General features: G+C 65.5%; 15 protein-coding genes and 1 pseudogene. 14 read left to right on the plus strand and 2 right to left on the minus strand.

The features are described from left to right. The first annotated feature begins 235 nt into the window (after positions 1-235). The 10 genes from sdhC to brnQ all read left to right on the plus strand — a co-directional run bounded on the left by sdhC (position 236) and on the right by brnQ (position 13,312). Positions 236-622 carry a succinate dehydrogenase, cytochrome b556 subunit gene (gene sdhC, locus IG194_RS25960; protein ID WP_009619374.1) on the plus strand — a complete coding sequence of 129 codons (387 nt, stop codon included), beginning with the start codon at positions 236-238 and terminating at the stop codon, positions 620-622. After that, positions 616-984 (plus strand): succinate dehydrogenase, hydrophobic membrane anchor protein, encoded by a 369-nt coding sequence (gene sdhD / locus IG194_RS25965; RefSeq protein WP_009619375.1) that lies wholly within the window; start codon positions 616-618, stop codon positions 982-984. Before sdhC ends, sdhD begins: the two co-directional genes overlap by 7 nt. A gap of 3 nt (positions 985-987) precedes the next feature. Continuing rightward, on the plus strand, positions 988-2,760 hold the full coding sequence (sdhA, locus tag IG194_RS25970; protein ID WP_009619376.1) for a succinate dehydrogenase flavoprotein subunit: 1,773 nt from the start codon (positions 988-990) through the stop codon (positions 2,758-2,760). Positions 2,761-2,771: 11 nt separating this feature from the next. Continuing rightward, entirely contained in the window at positions 2,772-3,479 is a 708-nt protein-coding gene (locus IG194_RS25975) for a succinate dehydrogenase iron-sulfur subunit (protein WP_009619377.1), read from the plus strand. 249 nt (positions 3,480-3,728) lie between these two features. Next, entirely contained in the window at positions 3,729-6,560 is a 2,832-nt protein-coding gene (locus tag IG194_RS25980; RefSeq protein WP_009619378.1) for a 2-oxoglutarate dehydrogenase E1 component, read from the plus strand. A 42-nt stretch (positions 6,561-6,602) separates the two neighbouring features. Next, positions 6,603-7,838, plus strand: coding sequence for a 2-oxoglutarate dehydrogenase complex dihydrolipoyllysine-residue succinyltransferase (odhB, locus tag IG194_RS25985; RefSeq protein ID WP_009619379.1), 1,236 nt, complete (start codon positions 6,603-6,605; stop codon positions 7,836-7,838). A gap of 81 nt (positions 7,839-7,919) precedes the next feature. Continuing rightward, positions 7,920-9,356: a dihydrolipoyl dehydrogenase gene (lpdA, locus tag IG194_RS25990; protein ID WP_058489162.1), complete on the plus strand. Its 1,437-nt coding sequence runs from the start codon at positions 7,920-7,922 to the stop codon at positions 9,354-9,356. A 161-nt stretch (positions 9,357-9,517) separates the two neighbouring features. Further along, positions 9,518-10,684 (plus strand): ADP-forming succinate--CoA ligase subunit beta, encoded by a 1,167-nt coding sequence (sucC, locus tag IG194_RS25995; RefSeq protein WP_009619383.1) that lies wholly within the window; start codon positions 9,518-9,520, stop codon positions 10,682-10,684. Continuing rightward, complete coding sequence (sucD, locus tag IG194_RS26000; protein ID WP_009619384.1) at positions 10,684-11,565, plus strand: succinate--CoA ligase subunit alpha; 882 nt, start codon at positions 10,684-10,686, stop codon at positions 11,563-11,565. The genes sucC and sucD overlap by 1 nt, the downstream gene beginning before the upstream one ends. 439 nt (positions 11,566-12,004) lie before the next feature. Then, positions 12,005-13,312, plus strand: coding sequence for a branched-chain amino acid transport system II carrier protein (gene brnQ / locus IG194_RS26005; protein ID WP_058489163.1), 1,308 nt, complete (start codon positions 12,005-12,007; stop codon positions 13,310-13,312). Between the two features lie 283 nt (positions 13,313-13,595). Here the strand turns inward: brnQ and IG194_RS26010 are convergent, their stop codons facing one another. After that, positions 13,596-14,126 (minus strand): fimbrial protein, encoded by a 531-nt coding sequence (locus IG194_RS26010; RefSeq protein ID WP_058071910.1) that lies wholly within the window; start codon positions 14,124-14,126, stop codon positions 13,596-13,598. 301 nt (positions 14,127-14,427) lie between these two features. On the opposite strand from IG194_RS26010, the gene IG194_RS26015 reads away from it, so the two are divergent. Then, positions 14,428-15,174, plus strand: a complete 747-nt coding sequence (locus IG194_RS26015; RefSeq protein ID WP_009619389.1) for a DUF599 domain-containing protein — start codon at positions 14,428-14,430, stop codon at positions 15,172-15,174. 55 nt (positions 15,175-15,229) lie between these two features. On the opposite strand, the gene IG194_RS26020 is transcribed toward IG194_RS26015, so the two are convergent. Next, positions 15,230-15,448, minus strand: a complete 219-nt coding sequence (locus IG194_RS26020; RefSeq protein WP_009619390.1) for a hypothetical protein — start codon at positions 15,446-15,448, stop codon at positions 15,230-15,232. A 161-nt stretch (positions 15,449-15,609) separates the two neighbouring features. Between IG194_RS26020 and IG194_RS26025 the strand changes: the two genes are divergently transcribed. The 3 genes and pseudogenes from IG194_RS26025 (at position 15,610) to IG194_RS26035 (ending at position 17,762) form a co-directional block, all read left to right on the plus strand. Continuing rightward, on the plus strand, positions 15,610-16,077 hold the full coding sequence (locus tag IG194_RS26025; protein ID WP_058489164.1) for a PaaI family thioesterase: 468 nt from the start codon (positions 15,610-15,612) through the stop codon (positions 16,075-16,077). Further along, the gene (locus IG194_RS26030) at positions 16,074-16,520 is read left to right on the plus strand and encodes a PaaI family thioesterase (RefSeq protein WP_009619392.1); all 447 of its coding nucleotides are present in this window, start codon (positions 16,074-16,076) and stop codon (positions 16,518-16,520) included. The genes IG194_RS26025 and IG194_RS26030 overlap by 4 nt, the downstream gene beginning before the upstream one ends. A gap of 13 nt (positions 16,521-16,533) precedes the next feature. After that, a pseudogene (locus IG194_RS26035) lies at positions 16,534-17,762 on the plus strand (MFS transporter). Positions 17,763-17,839: the final 77 nt, after the last annotated feature.

A 17,839-nucleotide genomic window follows, 5' to 3' on the forward strand; every position in this document is an offset into this window, starting at 1 on the left:
ACTGCCTGTTTTGGCGAAAAAAATCGCCTATTTACGCCTTTTATGGGGGTGCGGCAATAAGTCCTTAGGCGAAGGCGATTCCGTTGTCATTAGGAGCCTAACTGTCTATACTCGGCGACCAGCCGCCGGGGCCCTCCAGGCCTCGCTCCACAGGCGGTTGTCACTCCCGAAGGTGATGGGTACCTGACAAGTGCACCTCCCGACAACTAGCCCTGCAGTTCGAAGGGCTCTCAGTGTGAAAAAAGCCGTGAATAGCAAACGACCTGTAAACCTAGACCTAAGGACCATCAAACTCCCTGTCACTGCTTACACGTCCATTCTCCACCGCATCTCTGGCGTCATCCTGTTCCTGGGCATTGCCGTGCTGCTGTTCGCGCTCGACAAGTCCCTCGCATCGGAAGACAGCTTCGAGCAGGTGAAGGCGTGTCTGGCCCATCCGTTGGCCAAGCTTGTGATCTGGGGCCTGCTCTCCGCGCTGCTGTACCACCTGGTAGCCGGCATTCGTCACCTCGTCATGGACGCAGGTATCGGCGAGACGCTGGAAGGTGGCAAGCGTGGTTCGAAAATCGTCATCGCCATTGCCGTGGTGCTGATCGTTCTGGCGGGGGTCTGGGTATGGTAACTAACGTCACAAACTTCTCGCGTTCCGGCCTCTACGACTGGATGGCTCAACGCGTTTCTGCGGTCGTTCTCGCGGCTTATGTGCTTTTCCTGCTGGGTTACCTGATCGCACACCCGAACATCTCCTACGAGGAGTGGCATGGTCTGTTCTCCCACGGCCTGATGAAGATCTTCAGTCTTCTCACGCTGGTTGCCCTGAGCGTGCACGCCTGGGTCGGCATGTGGACCATCACCACCGACTACCTGACTCAGATGGCGCTGGGCAAGCCCGCGACCATCGTGCGTTTCCTCGTCCAGGCGGTATGCGGCATGGCCATGTTCGCATTCTTCGTCTGGGGTGTGCAGATTCTCTGGGGTAACTGATCCATGGCAAGCATTCGCACTCTCTCCTTCGACGCCATCATCGTGGGTGGCGGCGGCGCCGGCATGCGTGCCGCGCTGCAACTGGCCCAGGGTGGTCACAAGACCGCCGTGGTGACCAAGGTCTTCCCGACCCGTTCGCACACCGTTTCCGCCCAGGGCGGCATCACCTGCGCCATCGCCTCGGCCGACCCGAACGACGACTGGCGCTGGCACATGTACGACACCGTCAAGGGCTCCGACTACATCGGTGACCAGGACGCCATCGAATACATGTGCTCCGTCGGCCCGGAAGCCGTGTTCGAGCTGGAACACATGGGCCTGCCGTTCTCCCGTACCGAGCAGGGCCGCATCTACCAGCGTCCGTTCGGTGGCCAGTCCAAGGACTTCGGCAAGGGTGGCCAGGCCGCCCGTACCTGCGCCGCGGCCGACCGTACCGGTCACGCCCTGCTGCACACCCTGTACCAGGCCAACCTGAAGAACGGCACCTCCTTCCTTAATGAGTGGTACGCCGTCGACCTGGTGAAGAACCAGGACGGCCACGTGGTCGGCATCATCGCCATCGACATCGAGACCGGCGACACCATCTATATCCGCTCCAAGGCCGTGGTCCTGGCCACCGGCGGTGCAGGCCGCATCTACGCCTCCACCACCAACGCCCTGATCAATACCGGCGACGGCGTGGGCATGGCCCTGCGCGCCGGCGTACCGGTGCAGGACATCGAGATGTGGCAGTTCCACCCGACCGGCATCGCCGGCGCCGGTGTACTGGTCACCGAAGGCTGCCGCGGTGAAGGCGGCTACCTGATCAACGCCCATGGCGAGCGCTTCATGGAGCGTTACGCGCCGAACGCCAAGGACCTGGCCGGCCGCGACGTGGTCGCCCGCTCCATGGTCAAGGAAGTGATCGCCGGCAACGGCGTGGGCCCGAACAAGGACCACGTGCTGCTGAAGCTCGACCACCTGGGCGAGGAAGTCCTGCACAGCCGCCTGCCCGGCATCTGCGAGCTGTCCAAGACCTTCGCCCACGTCGACCCGGTGGTCGCGCCGATCCCGGTCATCCCGACCTGCCACTACATGATGGGCGGCGTCGCCACCAACATCCATGGCCAGGCCCTGACCATGGACGCCAACGGCAACGACCAGATCGTCGAAGGCCTGTTCGCGGTCGGCGAAGTCGCCTGCGTATCGGTTCACGGCGCCAACCGCCTGGGCGGCAACTCGCTGCTCGACCTGGTGGTCTTCGGCCGCGCTACCGGCCTGCACCTGGAAAAGGCCCTGAAAGAGGGCATCGAGCACCGCGGCGCCTCCGAGTCCGACCTGGAAGCCTCCTTCAAGCGCCTGAACGGCGTGAACGAGCGCACCAGCGGCGAAGAAGTCGCCCCGCTCAAGCGCGAGCTGCAGCAGTGCATGCAGAACTACTTCGGTGTATTCCGTACCGGCGAATACATGCAGAAGGGTATCGCTCAACTGGCTGACCTGCGCGAGCGTATCGCCACCGTCAAGATCAACGACAAGAGCCAGGCTTTCAACACGGCGCGCATCGAAGCGCTGGAACTGCAGAACCTCCTCGAGGTGGCCGAAGCCACCGCCATTGCGGCCGAAAACCGCAAAGAGTCCCGCGGCGCCCATGCCCGCGAAGACTTCGAGGAGCGCGATGACGAGAACTGGCTGTGCCACACCCTGTACTTCCCGGGTGAGAAGCGCGTTGCCAAGCGTGCCGTCAACTTCGCGCCGAAGACCGTTCCGGCATTCGAACCCAAGGTTCGTACTTACTAAGGGTGCCCGTCATGTTGAAAGTAAGTGTTTACCGCTACAACCCGGAGAAGGACTCTGCACCCTACATGCAGGACTTCGACGTCGATACCCAGGGCAAGGACGTGATGGTCCTGGACGTGCTGGCGCTGATCAAGGAACAGGACGAGGGCTTCTCCTATCGTCGCTCCTGCCGTGAAGGCGTTTGCGGCTCCGACGGCATGAACATCAACGGCAAGAACGGCCTGGCCTGCATCACTCCGCTGTCGGCCGCCGGCCTGAAGGGCGGCAAGCTGGTGCTGCGCCCGCTGCCGGGCCTGCCGGTGATCCGTGACCTGGTCGTCGATATGCGCATCTTCTACAAGCAGTACGAGAGCGTTAAGCCGTACCTGCAGAACAAGTATGCCGCGCCGGCGATCGAACGCCTGCAAACCCCCGAAGAGCGCGAAAAGCTGGACGGTCTGTACGAGTGCATCCTGTGCGCCTGCTGCTCGACCTCCTGCCCGTCGTTCTGGTGGAACCCGGACAAGTTCCTCGGCCCCGCCGCGCTGCTGCAGGCCTATCGCTTCCTGGCCGACAGCCGCGACACGGAAACCCAGGCGCGCCTGGCGAGCCTGGACGATCCGTTCAGCGTGTTCCGTTGCCGTGGAATCATGAACTGCGTGAATGTCTGCCCGAAAGGCCTGAACCCGACCAAGGCCATCGGTCACATTCGCAACATGCTGCTGCAGAGCGGGACCTGATCCCACTTCGCCGTCGCGTGCGACAAGAGCAATACCCGTGCCGCCGGAACATTGTCCGGCGGTGCGGTTGCAACGGACCCCAGCCCACAAAGCCGGGGTCTGACTCGAAAACGTATATATGACCAGCAGGGGCATCCGGGCTGGTACCCGGACTATCTGCGGGAACCTTTGTGGCTACCAGTCGCTGCACAGGGCTGGGTCCCCCGAGAGTTCCATCAGGTGGAGTCCCCTTACCGAGGGTGACCAAGCATGCACGAAAGCGTAATGCAGCGGATGTGGAACAGTGCCCATTTATCCGGTGGGAACGCTGCCTACGTCGAAGAGCTCTACGAGCTCTACCTGCACGACCCGAACGCTGTGCCAGAAGAGTGGCGCACATACTTCCAGAAGCTCCCCGCCGACGGCAATCCCGCTCCCGACGTCTCGCATTCCTCCATCCGTGATCATTTCGTGCTCCTGGCCAAGAACCAGCGCCGCGCCGCGCCCGTTTCCGCCGGCAGCGTAAGCACCGAGCACGAGAAGAAGCAGGTCGAAGTCCTGCGCCTGATCCTGGCGTACCGGCTGCGTGGGCATCAGGCCGCGAAGCTCGATCCGCTGGGCCTCTGGGTGCGTACCGCGCCTTCGGACCTGTCGCTGGATCACTACGGCCTGACCGCCGCCGACCTCGACACCACCTTCCGCACCGGTGAGCTCTACATCGGCAAGGAAGAGGCGACCCTGCGCGAGATCATCGACGCCCTGAAGCAGACCTACTGCAGCACCATCGGCGCCGAGTTCATGCACATCGTCGATTCCGAGCAGCGCCACTGGTTCGCCCAGCGCCTGGAAAGCGTGCGCGGTCGTCCGGCGTACTCCACCGAGGCGCGCGCCCACCTGCTGGAGCGCCTGACCGCGGCCGAGGGCCTGGAGAAGTACCTGGGCACCAAGTACCCGGGCACCAAGCGTTTCGGTCTGGAAGGCGGCGAGAGCCTGATCCCGATGGTCGACGAGATCATCCAGCGCTCCGGCTCCTACGGCGTCAAGGAAGTGGTCATCGGCATGGCCCACCGTGGCCGTCTGAACGTCCTGGTCAACACCCTCGGCAAGAACCCGCGCGACCTGTTCGACGAGTTCGAGGGCAAGAAGCTGGTCGAGCTGGGTTCCGGTGACGTGAAGTACCACCAGGGCTTCTCCTCCAACGTCATGACCCCGGGCGGCGAAGTCCACCTGGCGCTGGCGTTCAACCCCTCGCACCTGGAGATCGTCTCCCCGGTGGTCGAGGGCTCGGTACGCGCCCGCCAGGACCGTCGCAAGGACGGCAGCGGCGACAAGGTCGTGCCGATTTCCATCCACGGCGATGCCGCCTTCGCGGGGCAGGGCGTGGTCATGGAAACCTTCCAGATGTCCCAGACCCGTGCCTACAAGACCGGCGGCACCATCCACATCGTGATCAACAACCAGGTCGGCTTCACCACCAGCCGCCAGGACGACGCGCGCTCCACCGAGTACGCGACCGACGTTGCCAAGATGATCCAGGCGCCGATCTTCCACGTGAACGGCGACGACCCGGAAGCGGTGCTGTTCGTCACCCAGCTGGCCGTCGACTACCGCATGCAGTTCAAGCGTGACGTGGTCATCGACCTGGTCTGCTACCGCCGCCGCGGCCACAACGAGGCCGACGAGCCGAGCGGCACCCAGCCGCTGATGTACCAGCAGATCGCCAAGCAGCGCACCACCCGCGACCTGTATGCCGACGAGCTGATCGCCGCCGGCGTGCAGACCGCCGAGCAGGCCCAGGAGAAGGTCGACGAATACCGCGACGCCCTGGACAACGGCCTGCACGTGGTGAAGAGCCTGGTCAAGGAGCCGAACAAGGAGCTGTTCGTCGACTGGCGTCCGTACGTCGGCCATGCCTGGACCGCGCGTCACGACACCCGCTTCGACCTGAAGACCCTGCAGGAGCTGTCCAACAAGCTGCTGGAGACCCCGGACGGCTTCGTCATGCAGCGCCAGGTGCAGAAGATCTACGAAGACCGCGCCAAGATGTCGGCCGGCGGCATGCCGATCAACTGGGGCTTCGCCGAGAACCTGGCCTACGCCACCCTGCTGTTCGAAGGCCACCCGGTGCGCATGACCGGTCAGGACGTCGGCCGCGGCACCTTCTCGCACCGCCACGCGGCGCTGCACAACCAGAAGGACGACTCGGTCTACATCCCCCTGGCCCACCTGTTCGACGGCCAGCCGCGCGTCAGCCTGTACGACTCCTTCCTCTCGGAAGAAGCGGTGCTGGCCTTCGAATACGGCTACGCCACCACCATGCCGAACGCGCTGGTGATCTGGGAAGCCCAGTTCGGCGACTTCGCCAACGGTGCGCAAGTGGTGATCGACCAGTTCATCACCAGCGGCGAGACCAAGTGGCAGCGCCTGTGCGGCCTGACCATGCTGCTGCCGCACGGCTACGAAGGCCAGGGCCCGGAGCACTCCTCCGCGCGTCTGGAGCGTTACCTGCAGCTGTGCGCCGAGCAGAACATCCAGGTCTGCGTGCCGACCACTCCGGCGCAGGTCTACCACATGCTGCGCCGCCAGGTGATCCGTCCGCTGCGCAAGCCGCTGATCGTCATGACGCCGAAGTCGCTGCTGCGCCACAAGCTGGCCATCTCGACCCTGGAAGAGCTGGCCAACGGTTCGTTCCAGACCGTCATCAACGAGATCGACAGCCTGGATCCGAAGAAGGTCGACCGCATCGTCCTGTGCAGCGGCAAGGTGTACTACGACCTGCTGGAGAAGCGCCGCGCCGAAGGCCGCGAGAACATCGCGATCGTCCGCCTGGAACAGCTCTACCCGTTCCCGGAAGACGACCTGGCCGAGGTCCTGTCGCAGTACAAGAACCTCAAGCACATCGTCTGGTGCCAGGAAGAGCCGATGAACCAGGGTGCCTGGTACTGCTCGCAGCACCACATGCGCCGTGTCATCGCCGCGCACAAGAAGGGCCTCAACCTGGAATACGCCGGCCGCGACGGCTCGGCCGCCCCGGCTTGCGGCTACGCTTCGATGCACGCCGAGCAGCAGGAAAAACTGCTGCAAGACGCCTTCACTGTTTAACGCCAACGCGCAGTAGATACCGAATTTAAGGAAACACACAGAATGGCTATCGAAATCAAAGCCCCAACCTTCCCGGAATCGGTTGCCGACGGCACCGTCGCCACCTGGCACAAGAAGGTCGGTGAAGCCGTCAAGCGTGACGAACTGATCGTCGACATCGAGACCGACAAGGTGGTCATCGAGGTGCTGGCCGAGGCCGACGGCGTACTGGCCGAGATCGTCAAGAACGAAGGCGACACCGTCCTCTCCAACGAACTGCTCGGCAAGCTGAGCGAAGGCGGCGCCGCTGCCGCCGCTCCGGCCCCGGCCGCCGCCGCTCCGGCTGCTGCCCCGGCTGCCGCTGCCGCTCCGGCCGCCGCCGGCGAAGACGCCATCCTCTCGCCGGCCGCGCGCAAGCTGGCCGAAGAGAACGGCATCGACCCGAACAGCATCGCCGGCACCGGCAAGGGCGGTCGCGTGACCAAGGAAGACGTGGTTGCCGCCGTCGAGGCCAAGAAGAACGCCCCGGCAGCCGCTCCGGCCGCCGCCAAGCCGGCCGCTCCGGCCGCCGAGGCCCCGGTGTTCGCCGCCGGCGACCGCGTCGAGAAGCGCGTGCCGATGACCCGCCTGCGCGCCAAGGTCGCCGAGCGCCTGGTCGAAGCCCAGTCCTCCATGGCCATGCTGACTACCTTCAACGAAGTCAACATGAAGCCGATCATGGACCTGCGCAACAAGTACAAGGACCTGTTCGAGAAGAAGCACAACGGCGTGCGCCTGGGCTTCATGTCCTTCTTCGTCAAGGCCGCCACCGAAGCCCTGAAGCGCTTCCCCGGCGTCAACGCCTCGATCGACGGCAACGACATCGTCTACCACGGCTACCAGGACATCGGTGTCGCCGTGTCCAGCGACCGCGGCCTGGTGGTACCGGTACTGCGCAACGCCGAGTTCATGAGCCTGGCCGAGATCGAGAACGGCATCGCCACCTTCGGCAAGAAGGCCAAGGACGGCAAGCTGTCCATCGAAGACATGACCGGTGGTACTTTCACCATTTCCAACGGTGGCGTATTTGGTTCCCTCTTGTCGACTCCGATCGTCAACCCGCCGCAGACCGCCATCCTCGGCATGCACAAGATCCAGGAACGCCCGATGGCCGTTAACGGCCAGGTGGTGATCCTGCCGATGATGTACCTGGCGCTGTCCTACGACCACCGCATGATCGACGGCAAGGAAGCGGTGAGCTTCCTGGTCGCCATGAAGGACCTGCTGGAAGATCCGGCTCGTCTGCTGCTGGACGTCTGATTCGTCATTTCACCTGACGGCCCCGTACTACACGACGGCCCCGTGAGGGGCCGTCCGCTTCACCGGAATAAGGATTGAGATATGAGCCAGAAATTCGACGTGGTTGTGATTGGTGCCGGCCCCGGCGGCTACGTGGCTGCCATCCGTGCCGCCCAGCTCGGCCTGAAGACCGCCTGCATCGAGAAGTACATCGGCAAGGAGGGCAAGGTCGCCCTCGGCGGTACCTGCCTGAACGTAGGCTGCATTCCGTCCAAGGCGCTGCTGGACAGCTCCTACAAGTACCACGAGGCCAAGGAAGCCTTCGCCGTCCACGGTATCGAAGCCAAGGGCGTCACCATCGACGTACCGGCCATGGTCGCGCGCAAGGCCAACATCGTTAAGAACCTGACCGGCGGCATCGCCACCCTGTTCAAGGCCAACGGCGTCACCTCCTTCGAAGGCCACGGCAAGGTGCTGGCCAACAAGCAGGTCGAAATCACCGGCCTGGACGGCAAGGTGCAGGTCCTGGAAGCCGAGAACATCATCATCGCTTCCGGTTCCAAGCCGGTCGAGATCCCGCCGGCCCCGCTGACCGACGACATCATCGTCGACTCCACCGGCGCCCTGGAATTCCAGACCGTGCCGAAGAAGCTGGGCGTGATCGGCGCCGGCGTCATCGGCCTGGAGCTGGGTTCGGTCTGGGCCCGCCTGGGTGCCGAAGTCACCGTCCTGGAAGCCCTGGACAAGTTCCTCCCGGCCGCCGACGAGCAGATCGCCAAGGAAGCCCTGAAGGTCCTGACCAAGCAAGGCCTGAACATCCGCCTGGGCGCCCGCGTCACCGGCACCGAGGTGAAGAAGAAGCAGGTCACCGTGACCTTCACCGACGCCAACGGCGAGCAGAAGGAAACCTTCGACAAGCTGATCGTGGCCGTGGGCCGTCGCCCGGTGACCACCGACCTACTGGCCGCCGACAGCGGCGTGACCCTCGACGAGCGTGGCTTCATCTTCGTCGACGACCACTGCAAGACCAGCGTTCCGGGCGTGTTTGCCATCGGTGACGTGGTCCGCGGCGCCATGCTGGCGCACAAGGCCTCGGAAGAGGGCGTGATGGTCGCCGAGCGCATCGCCGGCCACAAGGCGCAGATGAACTACGACCTGATCCCGTCGGTCATCTACACCCACCCGGAAATCGCCTGGGTCGGCAAGACCGAGCAGCAGCTCAAGGGCGAAGGCGTCGAAGTCAACGTCGGCACCTTCCCGTTCGCCGCCAGCGGCCGCGCCATGGCTGCCAACGACACCACCGGCCTGGTCAAGGTCATCGCCGATGCCAAGACCGACCGCGTCCTGGGCGTCCACGTGATCGGCCCGAGCGCCGCCGAGCTGGTCCAGCAGGGCGCGATCGCCATGGAATTCGGCACCAGCGCCGAAGACCTGGGCATGATGGTCTTCTCCCACCCGACTCTGTCCGAAGCGCTGCACGAAGCGGCCCTGGCGGTGAATGGCCACGCCATCCACATCGCCAACCGCAAGAAGCGCTGAGGCGGTAGGACCACGGCGGGGCAGGGCGGCAGTCATTCGCGAGGGGCTGTCGTGACCACCCCGCCGGATTCCCGCGCCGCGGCGCGGGAATCACAGGTGGTGCGGCGCCACGAGCGCTGCGCCGAATGCGCAATACCCAAGACGAAAAACGGTAGACAAGCATGAATCTCCACGAGTATCAGGGTAAGCAGCTGTTCGCTGAGTACGGCCTGCCCGTATCCAAGGGCTTCGCCGTCGACACACCCGAAGAGGCCGCAGAAGCCTGTGAGAAAATCGGTGGCACCGAGTGGGTCGTGAAAGCCCAGGTGCACGCCGGTGGCCGCGGTAAAGCGGGCGGTGTGAAGCTGGTCAAGAGCAAGGAGGACGCCAAGGCGTTCGCCGCCAACTGGCTGGGCAAGCGTCTGGTGACCTACCAGACCGACGCCAATGGCCAGCCGGTCAGCAAGATCCTGGTGGAATCCTGCACCGACATCGACAAGGAGCTGTACCTCGGCGCCGTCGTCGACCGTTCCAGCCGCCGTATCGTCTTCATGGCCTCCACCGAAGGTGGCGTGGACATCGAGAAGGTCGCCCACGACACTCCCGAGAAGATCCTCAAGGCCACCATCGACCCGCTGGTCGGCGCCCAGCCGTTCCAGGGCCGCGAGCTGGCCTTCCAGCTGGGCCTGAAAGGCGACCAGATCAAGCAGTTCGTGCACATCTTCGTCGGCCTGGCCAAGCTGTTCCAGGACTACGACCTGGCCCTGCTCGAAGTCAACCCGCTGGTGATCAAGAAAGACGGCAACCTGCACTGCCTGGACGCCAAGATCAACATCGACTCCAACGCCCTGTACCGTCAGCCCAAGCTGCGCGCCATGCACGACCCGTCCCAGGACGACGCCCGTGAAGCCCATGCGCAGAAGTGGGAACTGAACTACGTCGCGCTGGAAGGCAACATCGGCTGCATGGTCAACGGCGCAGGCCTGGCCATGGGCACCATGGATATCGTCAACCTGCACGGCGGCAAGCCGGCCAACTTCCTCGACGTTGGCGGCGGCGCGACCAAAGAGCGCGTGACCGAAGCGTTCAAGATCATCCTCTCCGACAGCAACGTCGCTGCCGTACTGGTGAACATCTTCGGCGGCATCGTCCGCTGCGACATGATCGCCGAAGGCATCATCGGTGCCGTTAAAGAAGTCGGCGTGAAGGTTCCGGTTGTCGTCCGTCTGGAAGGCAACAACGCCGAACTCGGCGCCAAGGTACTGGCCGAAAGCGGTCTGAACATCATCGCGGCGACCAGCCTGACCGACGCTGCCCAGCAAGTCGTCAAGGCCGCGGAGGGTAAGTAATGAGCATCCTGATCAACAAAGACACCAAGGTCATCTGCCAGGGCTTCACCGGCTCGCAGGGCACCTTCCACAGCGAACAGGCCATCGCATACGGCACCAAGATGGTCGGCGGCGTGACCCCCGGCAAGGGCGGCACCACCCACCTGGGCCTGCCGGTGTTCGACACCGTCAAGCAAGCCGTCGAAGCCACCGGCGCCGAAGCCTCGGTGATCTACGTTCCGGCTCCGTTCTGCAAGGACTCGATCCTGGAAGCCGCCTTCGGTGGCATCAAGCTGATCGTCTGCATCACCGAAGGCATCCCGACCCTCGACATGCTGGACGCCAAGGTCAAGTGCGACGAGCTGGGCGTGCGCCTGATCGGCCCGAACTGCCCGGGCGTGATCACCCCCGGCGAGTGCAAGATCGGCATCATGCCCGGTCACATCCACCTGCCGGGCAAAGTGGGCATCGTGTCGCGTTCCGGCACCCTGACCTACGAAGCCGTGAAGCAGACCACCGACGCCGGCTTCGGCCAGTCCACCTGCGTGGGCATCGGTGGCGACCCGATCCCGGGCTCCAACTTCATCGACATCCTGAAGCTGTTCCAGGAAGACCCGAAAACCGAAGCCATCGTCATGATCGGCGAGATCGGTGGTTCGGCTGAAGAAGAAGCCGCTGCCTACATCAAGGCCAACGTGACCAAGCCGGTGGTGTCCTACATCGCTGGCGTCACCGCACCGCCCGGCAAGCGCATGGGCCACGCCGGCGCCATCATCTCCGGTGGCAAGGGCACCGCGGACGAGAAGTTCGCCGCCCTGCAGGACGCCGGTGTGAAGACCGTGCGTTCCCTGGCCGACATCGGCAAGGCCCTGGCCGAGCTGACCGGCTGGGCGACCAAGTAAGCGTTTCGCTTATTGCTCGTCGCGAGAGGCCACCTTCGGGTGGCCTCTTGTTTTGGCGAGGCGTCGCAAGAAGTGTCGTTCAGGCGACACGCCCTTTCATCCCGCCGACGAGCTGACATATGTCAGTACAGTTCATCGGGATAGATCGTTAGGCTAGCAACTATCCCCAGCACTGCGTTCCCCACAAGGGAAGGCGTGCTAACCGCCAACTCCTACCCGGAGCGGCGGCTATTCCGGACCGTCATGGATGGCGGGACAACCAGAATGCAGGAGCAAAGGGGCCACGAGCCCATGGAAAACCTCTGCTATCGGACTTCCAAGAACAATCCCCCGTGCAGGTATGAACGCAGGCATCCCCGATGCGGCTGCGCCGTGCCCGTTCGGCTGTTGTGCCTTGGGAGGCCACGAAACCCGTTTAAGCACTGTGGTATTCCCCTAAATGAACGTCTTGAAAGGCCAGGACATCCTGGCGCTCGGCTTTATGACCTTCGCCCTGTTCGTCGGGGCCGGCAACATCATCTTCCCGCCCATCGTCGGCCTGCACTCCGGCCCGCACGTATGGATGGCGGCCCTCGGCTTCCTGATCACCGCGGTCGGCCTGCCGGTCATCACCGTGGTCGCCCTGGCCAAGGTCGGCGGCGCCATGGACACCCTGAGCCACCCCATCGGGCGCGTCGCCGGCGGCCTGCTGGCGGCGGTCTGCTACCTCTCCGTGGGCCCGCTGTTCGCCACCCCGCGCACCGCCACCGTGTCCTTCGAAGTCGGCCTGGCGCCGCTCACCGGCGACGGCCCGCTGCCGCTGTTCCTCTACAGCCTGGTGTACTTCGCCATCGTCCTGGTGATTTCCCTGTACCCCGGCAAGCTGCTGGACACCGTGGGCCGCTTCCTCGCCCCGCTGAAGATCATCGCCCTGGCCGTGCTGGGCATCGCCGCCTTCATGCTGCCGGCCGGGACCATCGGCCAGGCCGAGCCGAGCTATGAGCACGCGGCCTTCTCCCAGGGCTTCATCAACGGCTACCTGACCATGGACACCCTGGGCGCCCTGGTCTTCGGCATCGTCATCGTCAACGCCATCCGCTCCCGCGGCGTGCAGTCGCCGCGCCTGATCACCCGCTACGCGGTGATCGCCGGGCTGATCGCCGGGGTAGGGCTGGCGCTGGTGTACATCAGCCTGTTCCGCCTGGGCTCGGGCAGCCACGACATCGCCGCCGGCGCAACCAACGGCGCGGCCGTGCTGCACGCCTATGTGCAGCACACCTTCGGCTCCCTGGGCAGCGGCTTCCTCGCCGTGCTCATCGCCCTGGCCTGCCTGGTCACCGCCGTGGGCCTGACCTGCGCCTGCGCCGAATACTTCTGCCGCATCCTGCCGCTGTCCTACCGCAGCCTGGTGGTGATCCTGGCCGGTTTCTCGCTGCTGGTGTCCAACCTCGGCCTGACCAAGCTGATCCAGTTCTCGGTGCCGGTGCTGACCGCCATCTACCCGCCGTGCATCGTGCTGGTGGCGCTGAGCTTCTGCGCCGGCCTGTGGAAGTCGCAGACGCGCATAGTCGCGCCGGTGATGGCGGTGTCGCTGGCGTTCGGCATGGTCGACGCGCTCAAGGGCGCCGGCTTCGCCGTGCCGGAATGGCTGGCCCATCTGCCGCTGTCCGAGCAGGGCCTGGCCTGGCTGATCCCCTCGGTGGCCATGCTCGCCGTGATGGTGGTGATCGACCGCCTGCTCGGCGAACCGAGCGAAGCCGTGGCCTGACCGGGCCCGCTGCAATGAGAAAGGCCGCCCACGAGGCGGCCTTTTTCGTTGCGCTGTCTTGCCGACGCGCCGAGGTGCTTTTGCTTGCTCGCGAATGGGAGTCGTCGGTGGCTACAGCGTTGGGTGTAAGAGCGCCCTCTCCCCAACCCTCTCCCGCAAGCGGGAGAGGGGGCTGTCCGGCGTGGGTGGTGAGTCCGGAGTCATCCGGATGCTCCCCAACCACGCGAACACGGGAACGTAGGGCGTATAACCGTTCGCGGTTATACGCCGTTGGACGTGCCTCTCAGATGTACTCCACCGAGAACTCCAGCTTCGCCGTGACGCGGCCGCTTACGGTGCCCGTGGTCCCGGCGCGGTAGTAATGGGCGTGGTAGTCGAAGGTCATGACCGAGTCGGCTATCTGCGGGGAGTTGTTTTCGTTGGTCATCAGGTCGATGGTGGCGTAGGTGCCGTTGCGCAGCTGGATTTCGATGTCCGAGTTGCCGTCGCCGCTCTGGTTCCGGAGGTTGCCGGTCGCGGGGTTCACCCCGGTGGAGGCGAACTTGGGGCGGACCCAGGCCGGCGCGCCGCTTTCACCGCAGCCGGTGAGGGTGATGGTGAATGGCGTGTCGCCGGCGAAATCCCCGGCGTTCTGCAGCTTTTCCCAGCCGACCGGCTTCAAGGTCACGGCGCCATGTTCGCCCTGGCCGTTGACGGCGACGGCGCAGGTGGAAGGGGTGATGTATCCGTCGAAGCCCACCGAGCCTGCGGCGGCTTGGGCGTTGCTGGCCAGTAGGGTTGTGGACAGGGCGAAGGCAAAGGCAATTGTTTTCATTTTGGTCCAACTACAAGTGAGGGAGGTCGGGTTTGTGCGCTTGCTCACGACTCACTGGGCGATCTGCACAGATGCGCCGGCAATGCCGTGATGGCTGCCGCGATTCTAGGACAGGGCTTTTGAGGGAAAGGCTCGTTTGCTTGTAGGAATTGCCTTCGGTTTGGGGCGGTCAAATGTCCCGATGGGGGAGGTGACGCCGCTTCGTGTCTTCCCGCCGACATCCGGCGTCTATCTGCCGCGTTCTCCCTCAATCACCCGATCAACAGGCCCGGCCCGCCGACAGGGCCCGCCAAGGAAGCCCATGACCGACGTCGTCGACCTCTTCGATATCCAGTACCTGTGGAACCTGCTGGCCATGCTCTGGTTCGCCTTCTGCTGGGTCGGCTATGCCCGCTACGCCAGCCACAGGGCCCGCGACACCGCGTGCCTGGCCAGCGTGCTGCACCTCTACCGCAAGGACTGGATGCGCCGCCTGCTGCTGCGCGACAACCGCGTGGCCGATGCCAGCGTGATCGGCAACCTGGAGCGCAACGCCTCGTTCTTCGCCTCCAGCACCCTGATCATCCTGGCCGGCATCCTCACCCTGCTGGGCTCGGCCGAGCGCACCGTGTCGGTGCTGGCCGACCTGCCTTTCGTGGCCTCGCCGACCCGTGGGCTGTCGGAGTTGAAGCTGCTGTGCCTGGCGGTGGTGTTCGTGTATGCCTTCTTCACCTTCAGCTGGTGCATGCGCCAGTACAACTTCGCCGCGGTGCTGGTGGGCTCGGCGCCGATGATCGGCGAGCGCCACGTCGGCGAGCAGGAGCGCAACGCCTTCGCCGAGCGCGCCGCGCGGGTGGTGTCCATGGCCGCGCACCAGTTCAACCAGGGCCTGCGTTCCTACTATTTCGGCCTGGCCATGCTGGCCTGGTTCATCAACCCGTGGATCTTCATGCTGGTCACCGCCGGGGTGGTCGGGGTGCTGTACCAGCGCGAGTTCCACTCCGATGTGCTCAAGGTGATGGTGTTCACCCCCACGCCCCACGCGGAGCCGGCGAAAGAGCCGGAGTGAAGAAACGACAAGGCCCGCGAATGCGGGCCTTGTGCGTTGTACGGGGAGCGGGCGGTTACTTCTGCTCCTCGTTGGACGGCGCCGGCGCGGTGTCCGGAGCCGGGGTGGTCGGCGCCGGAGCGGCTTCGTTGGCCGGCGGCGTGGTCGGCGCGGGGGTCGCCGGCTGCTCGGTGCTCGGTGCGGCCGGCGGGGCCTTGGGCTCTTCTTTCTTGTCGCAACCGGCCAGAGTCAGGCCTGCAACCAGCATCAGAGCGAAGGGAAGGGTTTTTTTCATCGTGGAGCCTCCATGTGCGGCGTTCCTGGTGTTAGCCCTTTGAGCTGAGGCCCGCCTCAGAAGTTCAACGCAAGTTTGCGCCGGCGCTACGATTATTCACTGCAGGGCCCGTTGGCGGCGGAGTATCATGCGCTTTCGAGCAGCCCGGGGCCCCGATCCGCATGAGTGAAATGTCCATTCTAGAGCGTGCGCAGCGCTTCCTCGCCGTCCTGCGCCATTGCCAGGTGCTGGGCATCGCGGCCCATGCCGCGGACGAAAAGGGTTTGACCCTGCGCCTGCCTTATAGCGAAGCGATCGTTGGCAACCCGGAAACCGGGGTGATCCACGGCGGCGCCATCACCACCCTGATGGACACCACCTGCGGCATCTCCACCATCTGCGTGCTGCCGCAGTTCGAGATCTGCCCGACCCTCGACCTGCGCATCGACTACATGCACCCGGCCGAGCCGCACAAGGACATCTTCGGTTTCGCCGAGTGCTACCGGGTGACGCCCACCGTCATCTTCACCCGCGGCATCGCCTACCAGGACGACCCCGAGCAGCCCATCGCCCACGTGGTCGGCACCTTCATGCGCCTGGGCAAGGGCGCCACCGGCGCGCCGGCGGGCGCCAAGGGGGAGGGCGCATGAGCACGCCGGACATCGAGCAGCTGCTGCGGCAGATGCACCAGGACAACGACTTCAGCCCGCTGCTGGAGATGATCCCCTACGCCCGGCTGATCGGCATCCGCTGCCTGCGCCTGGGCGAGGAGGTGATCTTCCACCTGCCGGCCAGCCGCGACAACATCGGCAACCCGACGCTGCCGGCGCTGCACGGCGGGGTGATCGCCGGCTTCATGGAGCACGCGGCCATGCTGCACCTGCTGATGCTCATGGGCGTGCCGCACCTGCCGAAGATCATCGACTTCTCCGTCGACTACCTGCGCGCCGGGCACTTCCGCGACACCTACGCCCAGTGCCAGGTGTGGCGCCAGGGCCGGCGCGTGGCCAACGTCGCCATCACCGCCTGGCAGACCAGCCGCGCCGAGCCGATCGCCACCGCGCGGGCGCATTTCAAGGTCGACGGCGCCTGAGGCCGGGGGCGCGATGGATACGCTGCTGATCCTCGGCGGGCTGCTGCTGATCCTGGCCGGCTACGCCTGGCTGGTCATGCTGGCGTTCGCGCGCGGCCCGCTGTGGGGCCTGGCCTGCCTGCTGCCGCCCCTGGCGCCGGTGTTCCTGGCGCGGCACTGGGGCTTCGCGCGCAAGGCGCTGTTCCTCGGCGCCCTGGGCTGCATTCCCCTGGTCGTCGGCCTGGCCATGCTCGCCAGCCGCGACAGCGCGCGGCTGGAGGCCATCCTCAGCCTGCAGTGGCTGCGCAGCGAGCCCGTGGCGGCGCCGGAGCTGGACATCGCCCTGCGCGGCGAACTCGATGGCCAGGCCTTCGCGCCGCAGCAGGCGGAGCTGATCGACGGCGTGCTCAGCCTGCGCGAGGGCCAGGACTTCTATGCCCGCCGCGAGGTGCGCATCCGCCTGGCCGCCCAGCCGCACGGGCCGCTGCGCCTGGACGTGCTGCCGGACGACCGCGGGCCGCGGCCCGTGGTGGAGGTCAGCTGGCTGGCGCCGGGCGCCGACCTGCCCGAGGCCGTGCGCCTGGAGCGCGGCTACAGCCTGCACCTGGACCTGCGGCCCGAGGCGCCCAACCGCCTGCGCGGCGACTTCCACCTGGTGCTGCCGACGCAGTACCGCACCACCCTCAGCGGCCGCATCGAGCTGTACACCGACCGCCTGCGCTACCGCGACGGCCAGGTGGACACCCGTTTCGACTCCGCCGACACCCTGGCCTACGTCCTGCGCGACTACCTGCAGCGGCGCTTCCCGGGCCGCCAGCTGGAATTGCCCGCATCGCGCCTGGAGCCTCTGGGCTCGATCATGCAGGTGCCGCTGGACTTCCGCCTGGACGGCGAAGCGCAACACCTGGACCTGGAGCTTGCGCGCAGCGCCAACCGCGGCTGGGCGGTGCGCGGCGACCGCTACCCGAAGCTGGCGCCGCGCGCCGAGGCCAGCGCCCCGGCGGCCGACCCGGGCCCGCCGCGCCGCAGCCCGGCAGCGCGACGCGGCCGCTGAGCCTGGAGCGCCTGCAGGCCGAGCCGCAACGCTACGTCAACCGCGGCATGCGCGTGACCACCGAGCGCGGGCGCGTGGCCGAAGGCGTGTTCACCGGCCTGGACGCGAACGGCCGGGTGGTCATCCGCCACCTGCTCACCGGCGCCGGCCAGGCCAGCTACAGCCTGCGGCCTGCGGAGATCAGCGCCATCCAACTCCTGCCGCAATGACGTTCGTCGCGGCAAGCCCTTGAAAAGCTTCAGGAAGCCCCCATCTCGCTGACATCCGCCGCCCGATGCGGCTTTTG

It is taken from the genome of Pseudomonas sp. ADPe, from assembly GCF_014843515.1.
GTDB classification, from domain to species: domain Bacteria; phylum Pseudomonadota; class Gammaproteobacteria; order Pseudomonadales; family Pseudomonadaceae; genus Pseudomonas; species Pseudomonas citronellolis.

Excerpts from the sequence above, each read along its gene's own strand:
- IG194_RS25975 (WP_009619377.1), top strand. The coding sequence starts at position 2,772 with ATGTTGAAAGTAAGTGTTTACCGCTACAACCCGGAGAAGGACTCTGCA.
- IG194_RS26015 (WP_009619389.1), top strand. The coding sequence starts at position 14,428 with ATGACCGACGTCGTCGACCTCTTCGATATCCAGTACCTGTGGAACCTG.
- IG194_RS26010 (WP_058071910.1), bottom strand. The coding sequence starts at position 14,126 with ATGAAAACAATTGCCTTTGCCTTCGCCCTGTCCACAACCCTACTGGCC.
- lpdA (WP_058489162.1), top strand. The coding sequence starts at position 7,920 with ATGAGCCAGAAATTCGACGTGGTTGTGATTGGTGCCGGCCCCGGCGGC.
- odhB (WP_009619379.1), top strand. The coding sequence starts at position 6,603 with ATGGCTATCGAAATCAAAGCCCCAACCTTCCCGGAATCGGTTGCCGAC.
- IG194_RS26030 (WP_009619392.1), top strand. The coding sequence starts at position 16,074 with ATGAGCACGCCGGACATCGAGCAGCTGCTGCGGCAGATGCACCAGGAC.
- IG194_RS26020 (WP_009619390.1), bottom strand. The coding sequence starts at position 15,448 with ATGAAAAAAACCCTTCCCTTCGCTCTGATGCTGGTTGCAGGCCTGACT.
- brnQ (WP_058489163.1), top strand. The coding sequence starts at position 12,005 with ATGAACGTCTTGAAAGGCCAGGACATCCTGGCGCTCGGCTTTATGACC.
- sdhA (WP_009619376.1), top strand. The coding sequence starts at position 988 with ATGGCAAGCATTCGCACTCTCTCCTTCGACGCCATCATCGTGGGTGGC.
- IG194_RS25980 (WP_009619378.1), top strand. The coding sequence starts at position 3,729 with ATGCACGAAAGCGTAATGCAGCGGATGTGGAACAGTGCCCATTTATCC.
- sdhD (WP_009619375.1), top strand. The coding sequence starts at position 616 with ATGGTAACTAACGTCACAAACTTCTCGCGTTCCGGCCTCTACGACTGG.
- sucC (WP_009619383.1), top strand. The coding sequence starts at position 9,518 with ATGAATCTCCACGAGTATCAGGGTAAGCAGCTGTTCGCTGAGTACGGC.
- sucD (WP_009619384.1), top strand. The coding sequence starts at position 10,684 with ATGAGCATCCTGATCAACAAAGACACCAAGGTCATCTGCCAGGGCTTC.
- IG194_RS26025 (WP_058489164.1), top strand. The coding sequence starts at position 15,610 with ATGAGTGAAATGTCCATTCTAGAGCGTGCGCAGCGCTTCCTCGCCGTC.